This window comes from Desulfosarcina alkanivorans, from assembly GCF_009688945.1.
GTDB lineage: Bacteria > Desulfobacterota > Desulfobacteria > Desulfobacterales > Desulfosarcinaceae > Desulfosarcina > Desulfosarcina alkanivorans.
Genome location: NZ_AP021874.1, coordinates 1,888,865 through 1,904,386, shown reverse-complemented (window position 1 = coordinate 1,904,386; position 15,522 = coordinate 1,888,865). Strand labels below are relative to the sequence as shown.

The 15,522-nt window shown below is 63.3% G+C and carries 8 protein-coding genes; all 8 read right to left on the bottom strand.

The genetic code is table 11. From position 1 onward, the window contains the following. Positions 1-8: 8 nt before the first annotated feature. The 8 genes from DSCA_RS08390 to DSCA_RS08355 all read right to left on the bottom strand — a co-directional run bounded on the left by DSCA_RS08390 (position 9) and on the right by DSCA_RS08355 (position 15,385). Complete coding sequence (locus DSCA_RS08390) at positions 9-2,276, bottom strand: acetate--CoA ligase family protein (protein WP_155316002.1); 2,268 nt, start codon at positions 2,274-2,276, stop codon at positions 9-11. Positions 2,277-2,501: 225 nt separating this feature from the next. Next, entirely contained in the window at positions 2,502-4,730 is a 2,229-nt protein-coding gene (locus DSCA_RS08385) for a histidine kinase N-terminal 7TM domain-containing protein (protein WP_231716515.1), read from the bottom strand. Between the two features lie 27 nt (positions 4,731-4,757). Continuing rightward, entirely contained in the window at positions 4,758-6,020 is a 1,263-nt protein-coding gene (locus DSCA_RS08380) for an NAD(P)/FAD-dependent oxidoreductase (protein ID WP_167527669.1), read from the bottom strand. 101 nt (positions 6,021-6,121) lie between these two features. Then, positions 6,122-9,313 carry an MMPL family transporter gene (locus DSCA_RS08375; RefSeq protein WP_155315999.1) on the bottom strand — a complete coding sequence of 1,064 codons (3,192 nt, stop codon included), beginning with the start codon at positions 9,311-9,313 and terminating at the stop codon, positions 6,122-6,124. A 28-nt stretch (positions 9,314-9,341) separates the two neighbouring features. Continuing rightward, entirely contained in the window at positions 9,342-10,298 is a 957-nt protein-coding gene (locus tag DSCA_RS08370) for an adenylate/guanylate cyclase domain-containing protein (RefSeq protein WP_155315998.1), read from the bottom strand. Between the two features lie 403 nt (positions 10,299-10,701). After that, entirely contained in the window at positions 10,702-11,166 is a 465-nt protein-coding gene (locus DSCA_RS08365; protein WP_155315997.1) for a DUF302 domain-containing protein, read from the bottom strand. A gap of 57 nt (positions 11,167-11,223) precedes the next feature. Then, on the bottom strand, positions 11,224-12,414 hold the full coding sequence (locus DSCA_RS08360; RefSeq protein WP_155315996.1) for a class I SAM-dependent rRNA methyltransferase: 1,191 nt from the start codon (positions 12,412-12,414) through the stop codon (positions 11,224-11,226). Between the two features lie 94 nt (positions 12,415-12,508). Further along, entirely contained in the window at positions 12,509-15,385 is a 2,877-nt protein-coding gene (locus tag DSCA_RS08355) for an FAD-binding and (Fe-S)-binding domain-containing protein (RefSeq protein ID WP_155315995.1), read from the bottom strand. Positions 15,386-15,522: the final 137 nt, after the last annotated feature.

The window sequence follows — 15,522 nt, the reverse complement described above, 5'->3', positions numbered from 1 at the left end:
GGCACCGCCTATCGCAGCCAGTCGCCCAGACTGCAGGTCTGGCGCATGAGCCGGTAGCGCACGAAGGCGTTCAGGCACAGCATGGCGCGATTGGCCGTCAGGTAGGTGGGCACGCCGCCCGCGTCGAAGGTGCGGCCCAGCTCGTTGTAGACCGCATCGGCGCGGGAGGCCACGCACACCGATACCAGGGTGGGCTTTTTGTAGCGGTGCACCATGCGGATGATGCGGGCGGCGATGTTGTCCGGGTTGTTGCGGATTTCCTCGTCCGTCGTGTGGATCAGGGTGCTCTGGGGGACGATGGAGATGACCAGGACGTCCACGGAGGCGGATTGGAGCACCGTCTCCACGGCGCGTTCGAAGATTTCATCGTCGGCCATGGGGGTCAGGTCCAGAAGGGGGTCCGGTTCTACCATGGGAGGCATGACGGCCTTTAACGCCGCCATGGTTTTTTCATCGAAGTCGGCCAGCCGGAGGTCGCCCAGGTTGTCGGCCGCGTAGGTTTTTTCATAGCCGGCGTTGGCGATGATGGCCACCCGGTTGCCGTGGACCGCAAAATCGTGGAGCAGGGCGAAGGTTTTGATGAAATCCCCGTGGTCGATCATGGTATCGGCCACAATGGCTCCGGCCTGCTTCATGGCGGCCCGGGCCACGGCATATTCACCGGCGATGGACGCCGTGTGGGATTCGGTGGCTTTGCGCCCCGCCGGCGTTCGGCCTGCCTTGTAGACGATCACCGGCTTGCTGCTCTCGGCCACGATGTTGAAGAATTTGCGCCCGGCCCAGGGTTTGAAACCTTCGATGTAGCAGCCGATGACATTGACCAGGGGCTCGTTCTGGAAGTAGGCGATCAGGTCGCACGGATCGATGTCCAGCTGGTTGCCGTAGCTGACGATCACTTTGGGGGAGATGGCATTCTTGAGATTGTCGATCTCGATGATGCCCAGGGCGCCGCTCTGGGAAAGAATGGCCACCTTGTTCTCTTTTTCCAGATTGAGGCTGAACTTTTCTTCGGGGATGAAAAAGGTGTTGATGCCCGGGTCACCCCCATGGCCGGCATAGACGATGCCCAGGCAGTTGGGACCGATCACCCGGAACCCGGCCTGCCGGGACAGTTCCAGGATGCGCGCCTCCAGGTCGCGGTTGCGCTTGATTTCGCTGAAGCCGCCGGGGATGAGGATCACGGCCCTGACCCCTTTCTCGGCGCAGGTCTCCACTACCGGCAGGGTGGCCGCGGCCGGCACGGTGATGATGGCCAGGTCCACGGCGCCGTCGATCTCCGCCATCGACCGGACCACCGGCAGGGTTACGCCCGCCAGGGTGATGGTGCCGCCTTTGGGATTGACAGCGTGCACATCGGTGCGGCCCAGGCGCAACAGGTTGGCGGCAATGATGTTGCCCATCTTGCCGCTGTCCGACGTGGAGACGCCCACGACGGCGATGCCACGGGGCTCGAAGAAAGGGCGCACCGCCTCTTTGGGTGCCACGGCGAGGTCCGGCACCGACCCGGTCCGTTTGTGGAATCGGGCGAAACCGTCCAGGGCGATGAAGCTGCCGTCGGGCGTAAAAACGCAGGGGTTGATTTCGAATTCGGTGATGACGAAATCGGTGCCGGCCCGGAAGTACGTGGAAAAGACCACGGCCAGGTCGCTGAGGCGCACCCCGGCGTTGACGATGTGGGTGATGTAGCCGGTGTTGCCCTGGGCGACGTATTTTTTCTGGATGCTGGTGGATTCGAGCAGCGCCTGGGCCCACTGGCGGTCGATGGGCGCCATGATCAGGTTGGGCGGTGAAAAATAGCGGGCGAAATGTTCGGCATCGGTGCCCCCCTTGGAAAGGGAGATCACCGGCCCGAAGGCCTCGCTTTCCCTGAAGCCCAGCAGCACCTCGTTGCCCAGGTCCTGGGAGTACTCCACGTATTCCACGAACAGGATTCCCTCCACCGGGATTCCTTTTTCTTCGAATGCGGCCATCATGCGGTCGAAGGTGTAGCGCACGAACTCGGGGTCCTTGACCACGATGCGCACACCGCCCTCGCTCTGTTTGTGGGTGACCGACGGAGACATCACCTTCATGACCACCTTGCCGCTGCCCAGCCGGGAGAGCAGCCGGGCGCTGATCTCTCCGGCCTTGCGCACCACGACGTGTGCGGGAACACGCATGCCAAGGTGGGCCAGCACGCTGTATACTTCGTCTTCGAAGAGCATGTCGCGCCCCTTTTCGTGGGCGTTGCGAACAATTTCTTCAACCTGTTTCAGTATGATCGGGTCAAGACCCATGGTGCCTCTGTGTGGGGCGGCAGGTAAGCCGGACGGCCCGAATACGGACCGGGCAGCGGCTAGAGGTCAAGGATTCCAGGATTCCAGGGGACGGGTGGCCGAGGGACAATTTTTTGGCTTAACATGTTCCACCGGCATGATGACGCTTTACACGTGGGTGTGGTCGATCGTCGTTCCGGGGTGTGTCCTTCGATGCCCGGCCCCCTCGACCCTTTCTTTACTGGATTACGGCGCCGGTTTCAATGGCAGTTTGATCACAAAGGCGGTTCCGCGGCCGGGTGCGGATTCGACGAAGAGCCTGCCCGCGTGGTTTTCGGTGATGATGAAATAGGCAATCGAGAGGCCCAGGCCGGTGCCCGAACCGGTGGGTTTGGTGGTGAAAAAGGGCTCGAAGATCCGCTTTCTGGTTTCCCCCGTCATGCCGGGGCCGTTGTCCGTGATGGTGATGCACCCCCAGGCGTCCTGGCGGTCCACCCTCAGGATGAACTTCGGTTCGGGCTGTCTGTCGCCGGACCCCCACATGGCCTGGGCCCCGTTTTTCAGGATGTTGAGCATCACCTGCTGGATCTGTCCGGCATCGCAGACGATGCGGGGCATATCCGGGGCGTAGCGCCGCTCGATTCGGATATGGCGGAAGTCCTGGTGCTTCTTGATCAGAAAATCGTTTTCCGCCATGTCCACGGTCTGGTCAAGCAGTTCTGCCAGGTCGTGGTCCGAAAGGACGGCATCGCTTTTGCGCGAAAAGGCCAGCATGTTGCGAACGATGGCGGCCGCCCGCTGGCAGGACTGGTCGATGGCTTCGATTTTTTCGAGGATGCCCCGTTTGCCCATATAGGCCCACAGCCTGTTGAGGTCCACCCCGGTTTCATCGGCCGCGGCGACATTGGCCGGCAGATCGCTGAGCAGGCGCATGCGCATCACCTGGACATTGGCCAGTATGCCGGCCAGGGGATTGTTGATTTCATGGGCCATGCCTGCTGCCAGGCCTCCCAGGGAAGACATCTTTTCGGTCTGGATCAGATACTCCTGGGTCTTCTTTCGTTCGGTGATATCGCGGACGATTCCCACCGTGTGCCACTGACTGCCCAGCCGCAGGGGAGACAGGGACAGTTCCGCCGGAAACCCATCGCCGCTTTTGCGAAGGCATTCAATCTCAACGGTTTTGCCCAGCATCTGACCGCTCCCGGACCGTCGAAACGCTGTAAAGGCCTCACTGAATCGGGTGTGGAAGGCTTCGGGGGCCAGGGTCGCGTGCAGGTCCTTGCCCAGGATTTCATCCTCACGATAGCCGAAGATCTGCTCCGCCGCCGGGTTCCAGAAGGAGATCCGGCCTTCCGGATCCATCATAATGATGGCGTCAAGCGCGCTTGCACTGATGCTGCGGAACTTCTCCTCGCTCTCTCGAATCGCTGCCTCGTTCGCTTTTTGCCCGGTGATGTCCTGCAGGATCACCAGCCGGCCGCAGAGCCGATCGCCATGGCTGTGGATCGGGGATTGCCGCAGGCGCCAATGCAGGGTTCCGGTCTTTCCAGCAATGGACACCTCCCGATCGTCGCTTCCGCTGGTCCGGCTTTGTTCCACCTGTGCGGACAGCTGGGGAAAAACAACCGAAAGCGGCCTGCCGGCCGGCTTTCCCGCTGGTTCCGCGAGCAGTCGCTGCGCGGACGAATTCAGATCGATCACCCGGTCCCTGATATCCAGCACGAAAACAGCGTCCTGCATGCCCTCAATGACTGCATCCCTGGCAATGGGAATCAATTCCAGCATCTGTTGCCGGAGGGTGCCCCAGAAAAAGGTCAGACCGCTGATGGCGAAGGCGGCCGGCGTGAGATCGATATGGCGAATGGGGGCGAACTCAAGCAGGTAGAGAAGGTTGCTGGTCCATGGTGCCGCGATCCCGATGAAAATCAACCAGAAGTGACGGTTTCCGATATGGCGGGAGAAGAGATATCCGTAGAACAGCGCCGCCGTGCCCGCCACCAGAAGGCCGTAGGAGTAAGCCACGAATATCCAGAAACCGGTTCCGCGGTGGTAGGCCATGACCGGAATCGGGCCGCCCGTTTCGATCCACGCCCGGGACCAGATCAAGTCGTGGTGCGCATTGGTAAACACCGCCGCCAGGGTCATCGCCGGGACAATGAAAAGGGCCCAGCCCCGGGCACCCTGCAGCCACGACATCCGGCCGGTAAGGGCCATTGCGAAGCGGAAATAACACACGCCCGTCCAGGCCGCGCCCAGATATTCCATGCGGACCCACCACAGCTTGCCCGCCAGTGTGGCGCTCCAGAACTCCATGCCGTAGCAGAAGGACCAGGCCGCCACCGATCCCTCCAGCAGCAGCAGGCATCTGGCGGCAGGGACCTCCCAGCGGGGTATCAGGTAGACGGCCAGGGCGGCGGATATGGCCGCCGCCGCAAAGCTGTGAAAAATATACAGTGCCTGCAGGTCGATCACTGGCAATTCAAGTTTCCTGGCTCAGGGTCATGCGAATCGATTGATTGAAAAAGGCGTGGGGTCAAAGGACGGTTGACGGCCAAGAACCATGTCCGTGATCAGCCGGCCGGTTGCTGTGGCTGTGGTCAGCCCCAGCATGCCGTGGCCCGTGGCGACGAACAGGTTGTCGCTGTTGGGCATGCGATCGATGATGGGCAGGTCGTCCACGCTCATGGGGCGCAGGCCCGTCCAGCGTTCCGTCACCCGCCGGCCCACCGGTGTCCGCAGGTAAAGGGCCGCCGATGTTTCCAGGTTGGACAGACGCCTTTCGTCCAGTCGACTGTCGAAGCCGGAAAACTCCATGGTGCCGCCCAGGCGGTAGCCGCTTCGCCACGGTGTGACGACGACGTTGCGTTCGACCATATAGCAGGGGATCCGGGGGCAGACAGCCGGTCGATCCATGGTAATGCTGTATCCTTTGCCCGGCTGCACGGGGATGCGGACCCCCAGATGGCGCCCGATGGCCACGGTCCAGGCACCGGCGGCCAGGATGAAGCGGTCGGCCGTGAACCGGCCGCGGGTCGTCCGGGCGCCGATGACCGCTCCGCTGCGGGTGTCGAATCGTTTCAGGCGGCAGCCTTCATTGATCCGTACACCGTGTTTTCGGGCGGCCCGTGTCCAGGCTGACATGAGCCGCTCCGGTCGCAAATGGCTGTCCGCCCGATGGTGCCAGCCGCCGCAGACCCGGTCGTTCAAGGCCGGCTCGATCTGCCGGATCGTCCGGCGGTCGCAATAGGTCGCCGCCAGCCCGAAGGGTTCGAGCAGGCGATTGGTTTTTTCGTAGCCGTCCCTGGTTGACGGATCGGTAAAGGCCATGAGAACGCCGCGCTGTTCGAATTCGCAGGCCAGGGCTTCGTCCGTCAAAAGATCGGTAAACAATTCCCCGGAAATCCGCAGGATGTCATCCCGCGCCCGGATGGCGTGGTCCCGGTGTGCCCGGGTGCATTTGGCGGCAAACCGCAGCAGCCACAAGGCCAGGGACGGATCCGGCCGGGGCCTGATGTACAGGGGCGAGGTCCCCCGAAGGGTGCGGATCAGTTCCTGGGTGACGGCGCCGGGGGAGCACAGGGGCGGCAGATCGCTGATGAAGAGCAGGCCGCAGTTGCCGTGGGAGGCGCCGGCACCCATGGTTTCCTGTTCGATGATGCGGACCGATCGTCCGGACCGCGCCAGGTAATAGGCGCAGGCCAGGCCGATCACGCCGCCGCCCACCACCAGGATATCGGTATGCTCGGGTGCTTCAAGGGTCACGGGGAGGAGGTCCTTTCGATCCAAAGGTTAGGTCACGTCGCTCTTATAACCAAACCGGACTTGAATTGAAACCTCAATTGTGGGGGCGAAGACGGCGGCGTTCAGTCGTGGGACCGGGATTCAAAGCAGGCCAGGGTGCATTCGAGAATCTGGTCCCCGTCCGTGGCCGGTTCATGGGGGACGGTGGTGGTGGACAGGTGGATGGAAAAGGGCTTCTCGCCGGCATCGGCCCGCCGGATACGGTTGGCTGCCTGTCGAATCCGCTTCAGCACGGCGCCGTGGTCGCCGTCCGCCGAATCGGTGATCAGCAGGACAAACTGCCGGGTATCGATGCGGCTCAGCGTGTCCCCTCCCCGGATGCATCCGGCCAGGGCCGTACCCAATTGCCGCAGAACGTTGTTCTTGTTCCGGTGGTGGTTGTTTTCAAATTCCACATCGATGCGGCACAAGGTCAACGGCTGGCCCGTCCGGGCGGCCCGCCTGACCTCCCGTTCCAGGATGCCGCAGAACCCTTTGCGGTTGCACAGGCGGGTGAGATCGTCCACCAGGCTTTCATTGGCGATGCAGTGGGTGAGATTTTCGACCCGGTCGCAGAGAATGGTGAGCAGGTTGTTGAAAAATTTAAGGGCCGTGGGCGGATAAAGCCACTGGAGCCGGCGGATGACGTTCCAGTTGACCGGCAGCAGTTCTCCCGCATCCGTGGCCACGACCGTGGCCGAGCGCGGCGCGGACCGCAGCAGGCCCAATTCGCCCAGGATGTCGCCCTTGCGGGCAAAATTGATGTGCTTCTGAATCCCGTGGGAAACGCCGGGGCCGTCGCTGGTTTCGAAGTCGATGATTTCAAAACGACCCGAGATGACGGCGTACATGGTATCGCTGGGGTCGCCCTTCTGGAAGAGCACCTGCCCGGCGGTGACCTTTTTTAACGTGCCGGCCATGAGAATGGAGTGCATTTCGGTTCGCGAGAGGCCATGGAAAAGGGGGATTTCAAGGCCCGGATCCTTGCCCATACGGATGCGGGCCAGGTCCCACAGGGTGACCAGTTCCACGTATTGCATCAACGAGGGCAGCAGAATCAGGTCCCCCACCAGTGCCGAAAACATGGTGATGGCCATCATGGCTCCGAAGACGGCGGTGGGCTTGAATCCCGATACGATCAATATGGCAAAGCCGACGCCGATGGTCACACTGGTGAAAATGATGGGGCGGCCCATGTGGTTCAAGGTGGTGCGCAGGGCCCGCTGGGGGTCCAGATCGGTTTTGAATTCACGGTTGAAGCGCACCAGGTAGTGGATGGTGTCATCCACCGCCAGGCCGATGGCCACGCTGGCGATCAGGCTGGTTGCCATGGACAGCTCGATGCCCAGCCACCCCATGATGCCGAAGTTGACCACGATGGGAAACAGGTTGGGCGCGATGGCGATCAGCGCCACTTTCCAGGAGAGAAACAGCATGAACATGACGGCGAAGACCATGGCCATGGTCAGCGACAGGCTTTTGATCTGGCCGTTGGTCAGCTGCTGGCTGCTGGCCGAGATCACGATGCCGAAGCCGGTCACATCCCAGGCGATCTCATGGGGGTAGCCGGTCCTGACGTGATCCATGATCCGGTCCCGCAGGCGTAAAAAGTCGCCGGAGCTGGCGATGTTGGTAAACAGCACGATGTTGGTGCGGCTGAAATCGGGCGCCATGAAGGCGTCGAGCATGTCCTGGCCCAGCATCATGCGATAGCTGTTGACCAGCATCCGCACCTCGAAGGATTCGGTGGGCAGCCGGTAGTCGGCCGGCTCATAGCGGTTGGACGCATAGTTGACCAGCTTCAGGTATTCGGAAAAAGAGACCGCCTTGTCCACACCGGGAAGGGTCTGGGCGAACGTCTGGAACCGCTGCAGGGCCTCGATGGCCTCGATCCGTTGGAAGTAGTCCTCTTCCCCATGGGTCATCATGACGTTGACGGGAAAACTGCCGGACAGGCGCTGGTGGATATCGTCGAAGTGCCGTCTCACCTGGGCGTCCTGGCGAAAATAACCCACCGGGTTGGTTTCCACCTTCAGCCGGAGCATGCCTATAATGCACACCAGGACCAGGGCGGCGAACAGGGGCAGGGTGATCCGCCGGTGATCCAGGTTCAGGGAGACAATGACGTCGATCAGGCGCTGGACAATGGTCGGCGGTCGCCTGCCGGCGCGTTTTTCGGGCTTGCGCAGCGGCATCAGCGAGAGGGCGGCGGGAAGGAAGGTCAGGACGATGACCACGAAACTGGTCATGCCGCCGCAGGCAAACAGGGCGAAGGTCTTGATGGCAACGATTCGGCTTACGAACAGGGAGCCGAGCCCCAGGACCGTCGTGCCCGCCGCCAGCACCGTGGGAAAGGCAATCGTCCGGAAGGTGGCCAGGGTGGCGGCTTCGGGAGAGGGTGCGCGGACGGTCCGGTGACGGTATTCGGAAACGATATGCAGGCAATAGGCCGTACCCACCGCAATCAGGAAGACGGGCACGATCATCGTCAGGATCGACAGCGCCAGCCCGGTCATGGCAATGAATCCCAGGGTCCAGACCAGCGCAAGGGATACGCAGGCCAGCGGCAGGAGCACGTCCCGGCCGTTGCGGAACAGCAGGAACAGGATCAGGGCGACCACCAGAAAGGTGATGGGGGGCAGGCGGAAAAAATCCCGTTCGGTGAAAACCGCCAGGGCCTGGGAGATCACCGGCATGCCCATCTGGTAGAGGGCCAGGTCCGTTCCCGCCCGGTCAATGGTCTGCTGCACGCGCGCAATGACCCTGTCGTGGTCGGCGCCGTCGGCCAGCACCAGGGTGACCAGGGTGGTGCCATGGTCGTCCGACAGCAGGTTGTTGCGCAGCAGGGGGACGTCGGCCACGCGATTGCGGAAGGTTTCCAGTGACCAGGTGCCGGACAGATCGACCGCTTTTTTGATGTCCGGCAGGCTGATGGTCCGGCGGACCCCCTCGATGCGCCTGAGGGTTTCGGCCACCAGGCTGATTTGGCGAAAGGCGGCGGCCCCAAAGACATCCCGGCAGGAAATCACCACCCGGATGATTTCCTCGGACCCGAAGACCTCCTTGAATGCCTGGTATTGGCGGGTTTCATCGATGTCCTCGATTACCATGTCATATATGGAGGTGTTGAAGACGAGCCGGGGGATGGCGCTCAGGAAAAAGAGGGTCAGGGCACCGATGACAACCAGGACAAAAACCCGCCGGCGAACGATCCACCCGAAGCAATCGTCCGTGGAAAGGCGGTGAAAGATGCGGTTCAGGCTGTTAAATGCCAAGGCGTTACGCTCCCTTGAAACAGGTGTCTCACGGTGGCTGGACGCCGAACAGGTGCTCCATGCCGCTGCGGCCCCGGATCTCCCGGTCGCCCAGGTCCAGGAGCGGCAGTTTCTGCGTAACCAGCATCGCGGTCTGCCGGCACATGACAATGGGCTGGGGAAGTGTCTTGCTGGCCATGGAGGAGAGCCGGAAGGCCAGGTTGATGCAATCTCCCACCAGCGCCATGCCGGCGGACCGGGACCCGTAATGGGACAGCGTCACGCGTCCGGTGGTCAGGCCCCACCCGAGCACCGGGGGGGGCACGGCAAGGCCGCGGCCGGTCAGTTCCCGGTGGATCCCGGGAAGGCTGCGCAACTGGCTGATGGCGGCCTGGCAGGCCGACAGGGCATGATCCCCCGAAAACCCCCCGGGATGCTCCCAGAAAGCGAAAACCGCATCGCCGGCATAATCTTTGACCGTCCCCTGATGGGCGTTCACAATGGTGCTGAATCGAGCGAAAATTTCCTTGATCAGGGTGTAGACCACCGCTGAATCGGCCTTCTGGGAAAATGCGGAAAAGCCGCGGACATCCGCCACCAGGCTGGTGATGCAGACGGCCGTGGGGCTGATCGCGGTCTGCTCCATCCAGTTCTCCGGTTCCTGCCGGGCGGCGATCTGCGGGCAGGAAAGGCGGATGGACAGGCCGCCCAGGGTGATGAGATCACCGTTTTCAAGCCGCCGGGAGGCACCCGGTGCCATGCGGACATCGTTGATCCGGGTGCCGTTTTTGCTCATGTCGGTGATTTTCACCCCCTGGGGGGTCAGCCGGACGACGGCATGGTCGCGGGAAACCATCGGATTGCGCACGAGGATGCACTTATCCCGCTCGATTCCACGGCAGACGCGGCCGAGGAATATTTTGTCCGTCAGGGCAAGGCGCCGGTCCACCCCCTCTTCGTCCTGCCATTCAAGGCTGGGAACGGATGTCACATCTTCCGCTGGCATGTTGTCCGTAAATACCTCATCAACGGTTTATTGCGGTTCTCGCCCGCAGGGGGCGTCGGCATTGCCCGTCCGGCGCGTATCGGTGGATGCGCTGCAGGGAGGGCCATCGGCCGCATCGGTCGGCGGCCGGTCGTCTCAAGGCCTGTTGCCGTGATGATAAGTGCTGGGAAAGTTCTTCATGTTTAGCACATTGCCCGGTCAGCGGCAACGGTGAACATGCCCGGGAATGGTTCTTTTCGGGTATAGAAACATTCTTCTACATAAGAAAAGTAATACATATGAAACAAGGGCCTGGGCTGGCGGGATCCCTGTCCAAAGCGTCCGACCGGGACCCGGGGAGGCGCCGGCCGGAAAGCGGCACGCCTTCATGGGGTACCCCATGTTTTTTACCGGGTCTGGCGTATCATGGCAGGGTGGCCGCCGAGGCGAAATTGGACAGGGCATTTTCCATTTTCCGGACCTGTTCTCCCATTTCGGTGATTCCGTGGCGACGGGCCAGGTACTCCGGGGCGTTGTAGGAGAACCAGACCTGACCGGCGCTGTCTTCCCAGATCAGGGCCTTCAGGGGCAGGTCGATGCCCATCGAACGGCTGCGCCGGATCAATGGGGTCCCCATGGCCGGGTTGCCGAAGATGATCAGCAGGGTGGGCTTCAGGGGCTGCCCGATGCCCTGGGCGCCGGCGGCATGATCGATGCGCGCAAAGACGGTGACGCCCTTTTCCTTCAGGGCGCTTTCCAGCCGATTGGCGGTGTCCACCACGTCGTGGCTGCTCTTGAGGCTGACCAGGCCGCCCTGGGCGGCAGCCGGCCCGGCCATCCAAGCGGCCGCACCAAGGATTGCCAGAAGCGTGAGAATGGTTTTTTTCATGGGAATCCTCCTTTTCTGTTTTTAATGCTAAATTCCTTCAGCCTTCAACCTGAACCGCTAACAAACCCTGCACACCAGCCCCTTGAGGTAGCTGCCCTCGGGAACATTCAGGGCCGTGGGGTGATCCGGCGACTGGTTCAGCCATTGCAGAATCACCGCCTGGCGGCCGGCGTCCAGCGCCGCGTCGGCGACGATCTTCTGGAACAGGTCGCGTCCCATCATGCCGGAGCAGGAGAAGGTAAACAGGGTGCCGCCGGGGCGCAGCAAATGGAAGGCCAGGCGGTTGATGTCCTTGTACCCCCGGCTGGCCCGCATCAGGTCGCCCTTGGAGGTGGCGAATTTGGGCGGATCGAGCACGATCAGGTCAAAGGTCCTCCCCTGGTTGTGGTGATGGCGAAGCCGCGCGAACACATCGCCGGTTTCGAAACTTGTTTTGTCTTCGCCCAGGCCATTCAGCTCAATATTGATGCGGGCCAGTTCCAGTGCCGATGACGAGGCATCGACGTTGACCACGTGAGCGGCGCCGGCCAGGAGGGCAGCCACGGCAAATCCGCCCGTGTAGGCGAAGCAGTTGAGCATGTCGGCATCGCGGGCATAGGCGGCCAAGCAGGCCCGGTTGTCGCGCTGGTCCAGGTAAAACCCGGTTTTATGCCCCCCCTTGACGTCCACCCGGTAGCGGCAGCCGTTTTCCCTGATGTCGACCCCATCGGGCGGTTCGGCGCCACGCAGGCAGCCGGTGGCCAGGGCCAGCCCCTCTTTTTTGCGCACCTCCGCGTCCGACCGTTCGTAGATGCCTGACAGGTCCGGTATCAGGTCCTCGAGACCGTCGACGATGGCCGCTTTCCAACGCTCGCTCCCCGCGCTCAGAAACTGGCAGACCACCCAGCGGTCGTAGCGGTCCACGATCAGCCCCGGCAGGGCGTCCGCTTCGCCGGCCACCAGCCGGCAGGCGTTGGTGTCCGTGCCAGCCAGGATCCGCCGGCGCAGGCCAAGGGCCTGCTGCAGGCGGCGTTTGAAAAAGTCCTCATCGATCGCTTCGGCATGGTCGAATGACCAGACCCGCACGCGGATCTGGGATCGGGGCGAATAGGCCCCCCGGGCCAGCCAGCGCCCGTCCGCGGCGAGCACGTCGACGGTTCCTCCGGGGCCGGGGGCCTCGTCCATGCGGGCGATGGCACCGGAGAACACCCAGGGGTGATGGTTGAGAAGGGATTTTTCACGTTTCGGTTTGAGGATTACAGATGGCATGTGGGTCGTTTCCCGATGGTCACTTTCAAAAAGGGTTCAAGGATTCGAGGGTTCAAGGGGTCAGGTGTCGGTCCGGTTATTTTTCCCTCGGCCCCTATCCCCTGGAACATCGATCCACCAGCACCATGATGGATCGATAGGGGATGCCGCTGTGATGGCTCAGGCCGATTTCACAGGTGCGGCTGTTGGCGTAGCCGGCCGTACAGCCGGCCACCGCCTTTTTGAGGCCCGCCAGGGCGGCGCTGTTGAGCTCGGGCACATTGAATCCCCGGTCTCCGGCAAATCCGCAGCACTCGATGCCGTAAGGCACCACCACGGTTTCGGCGCAGGCCTCGGCCACGGTCATGAAGGCCTTGTCCAGGCCCATTTTGCGGGCGCTGCAGGTGATGTGCAGGGCAATTGGATCTTCGGTCCGGGTAATGGTCAGCCGGTCCAGCAGGTGACAGGCGGTGAATTCAACCGGCTCGAAAAGCGTCAGGCGCGGGCCGAAGGTGCGCCGCATGCGCTCCAGGCAGGGGCTGGTGTCGCACAGCACGGGCAGGCGCCCGTTGTCGGAGGCCCGCAGCAGGGCCGCTTCCAGCGAACGGGACTTCCGGTCGGCCTGGGCGAAGAAGCCCTTGCTCTCGAAGGGCAGGCCGCAGCACAGGCCGTCCATACGCTCGGGGTAGACCACCCGGTAGCCGGCCCGTCGCAGCACCCGCTCGGTAACCTCATGCAGGGGGGCGTCCAGCGGGTCGCCGGGGTCCGGCCCCATGGTCCGGCTGACGCAGGCCGGAAAATAGACCACGGCCCGGTCTCCCCTGCCGGCGGATCGGCCCCGGGGCGGCGCTGCCGCCGTGGGCAGCGACGGCAGCCATGCCGGCAGGCGGTTGCCGGAAAGGCGCCTGAGGACGCCGGTCAGGCGGCCCATGGCCTCGCTGCCGATCCGGCGGTGCAGCCGGTCGGCAGCGCTCAGGCCGGTGCGGATGCCGGCGGTCAGCGGCCCGAAATGATCGGCGGCCCGGTCGGCCAGCCACTGGTAGGGCTGCCCCTTGACCTGCCGGGAGCGGAAGGTTTTTGTGAATTTGCCCGTGTCCACGTCCACGGGGCAGGAGACCCCGCACAGACCGTCGGCGGCGCAGGTGGCCTCACCCTGCCAGCCGTAGCCCTTTTTCAGTTCGGCCAACCGGGCGTCGTCGTCGCCCGATGCCGTCAGCCGGGCGATCTCACGCTGGACGACGATGCGCTGGCGCGGTGTCAGGCTGAGATTGCGCGACGGGCAGTGGCATTCACAGAAGCCGCACTCCATGCAGGCATCGATCAGCGGGTCGGCCGGCGGCAGGGGCTTGAGGTTTTCCAGGTGAACCCTGGGGTTGGGGTTGAGGATCACGCCGGGATTGAGCAGCCCCCGGGGATCGAACAGGGTTTTGATTTCGCCCATGAGGCCGTAAGCCTGGCTGCCCCACTCTTTCTCGACATAGGGCGCCATGTTGCGGCCCGTGCCGTGCTCGGCCTTGAGCGACCCGTCGTAGACGTCCACCACCATGCGGGCGATGTCGTCCATGAAGCGGGCGTAGCGGTCCACTTCGGCGGGAATGCCGAAGTCGGGGGAGAAGACGAAATGCAGGTTGCCGGCCAGGGCGTGGCCGAAGATGATGGCCTCCCGGTAGCCGTGCCGGCCAAACAGGGCCTGCAGGTCCAGGGTGGCGGGCGCCAGGCTGTGGATGGGAAAGGCCACGTCCTCGATGAGCACCGTGGTGCCCAGCCGCCGCACAGCGCCTGCGGAGGGCAGCAGGCCCTTGCGCACCCGCCACAGGCTGTCGCTCCGTCCGGCGTCGTCGGTGAAGACCGCCGGAACGTCCATGCCCGCTCCCGCCAGTTGCCACTCGTGGGTGCGGCCGCCAGGGACGGATCTCGTGGACATCGGCATTTCAAGGGTATCGGCAATTTCACGGACATGGGCCGACAGGGTGGCGAAATCAGCCGCCTGGGTTTCCACCAGCAGGGCGGTGGTGGTCGGCGAGACGCCTTGAATCATGGCCGGCATGCCCGTCTTTCCCTCCACGCTGCGCAGGGAGGCGCGGTCCATCAGCTCCGCGGCGACCACGGGCAGGTCCTGCATGCGACGGGCCGTTCGGCAGGCGTCGTCGATTTTCGGAAACATCATCAGGGCCGTCGCTTTGAAGGGCGGCGCCGCCACGGTGCGGTAGACGATGTGGGAGATGAAGGCCAGGGTTCCCTCGGAGCCGATCATCAGGTGGGTGATGATGTCGAAGGGGTCGCTGTAGTCCACCAGGGCATTGAGGCTGTACCCGGTGGTGTTCTTGATCTTGAATTTGCTGCGGATGCGGTCGGCCAGGGGTACGTCGGCCCTGACCCGCCGGGCCAGTTCGTCCAGGCGGGCCAGCATGGGGCCGTGGGTGGATGCAAAGGCCGCCCGGCTGTGTTCATCACCGGTGTCCAGCACGGTGCCGTCCGCCAGCACGATGCGGATGCTGTCCACGGTCCGGTAGCTGTTCTGGGCCGTGCCGCAGCACATGCCCGAGGCGTTGTTGGCGGCGATACCGCCGATCATGGCCGCGTTGATCGACGCCGGGTCCGGTCCGATCTTGCGGCCATAGGGGGCCAGGATCCCGTTGGCGCGGGCGCCGATGATGCCCGGCTGAAGGCGGATTTTTTTCCCGCCGTCGAGCACCTCCCACTGCTGCCACGACTCCCCGGCCACCAGCAGTACCGAGTCGCTGATGGCCTGGCCGGAGAGGCTCGTTCCGGCGGCCCGGAAGGTGACCGGAATGTTTTTCTCTCCGGTTTGCCGGAGAATTCCGGCCACCTCGGCTTCGTTGTCCGCCCGGACCACGATCCTGGGGATCAGGCGGTAGAAGCTGGCGTCGGTGCCGTAGGCCAGGGTTCGCAGGGGGTCCGTGGCCATGCGCGATTCGGGGATGAACGACTTCAGCGCATGGTGGAGCTGGCGGTATACGTCGTCTGGCATGCGTCTTTTCTCCTGGTGAATGGCGACCGGTTGACCCGGGAGACTGTCGGGGAACCCCAACCGCCGGTCGGTGCAAAGGTCCGGACGGGACACTGCTGAAACTAAATCACACGGAGCGGTTTGGCAATGGCCCGGAC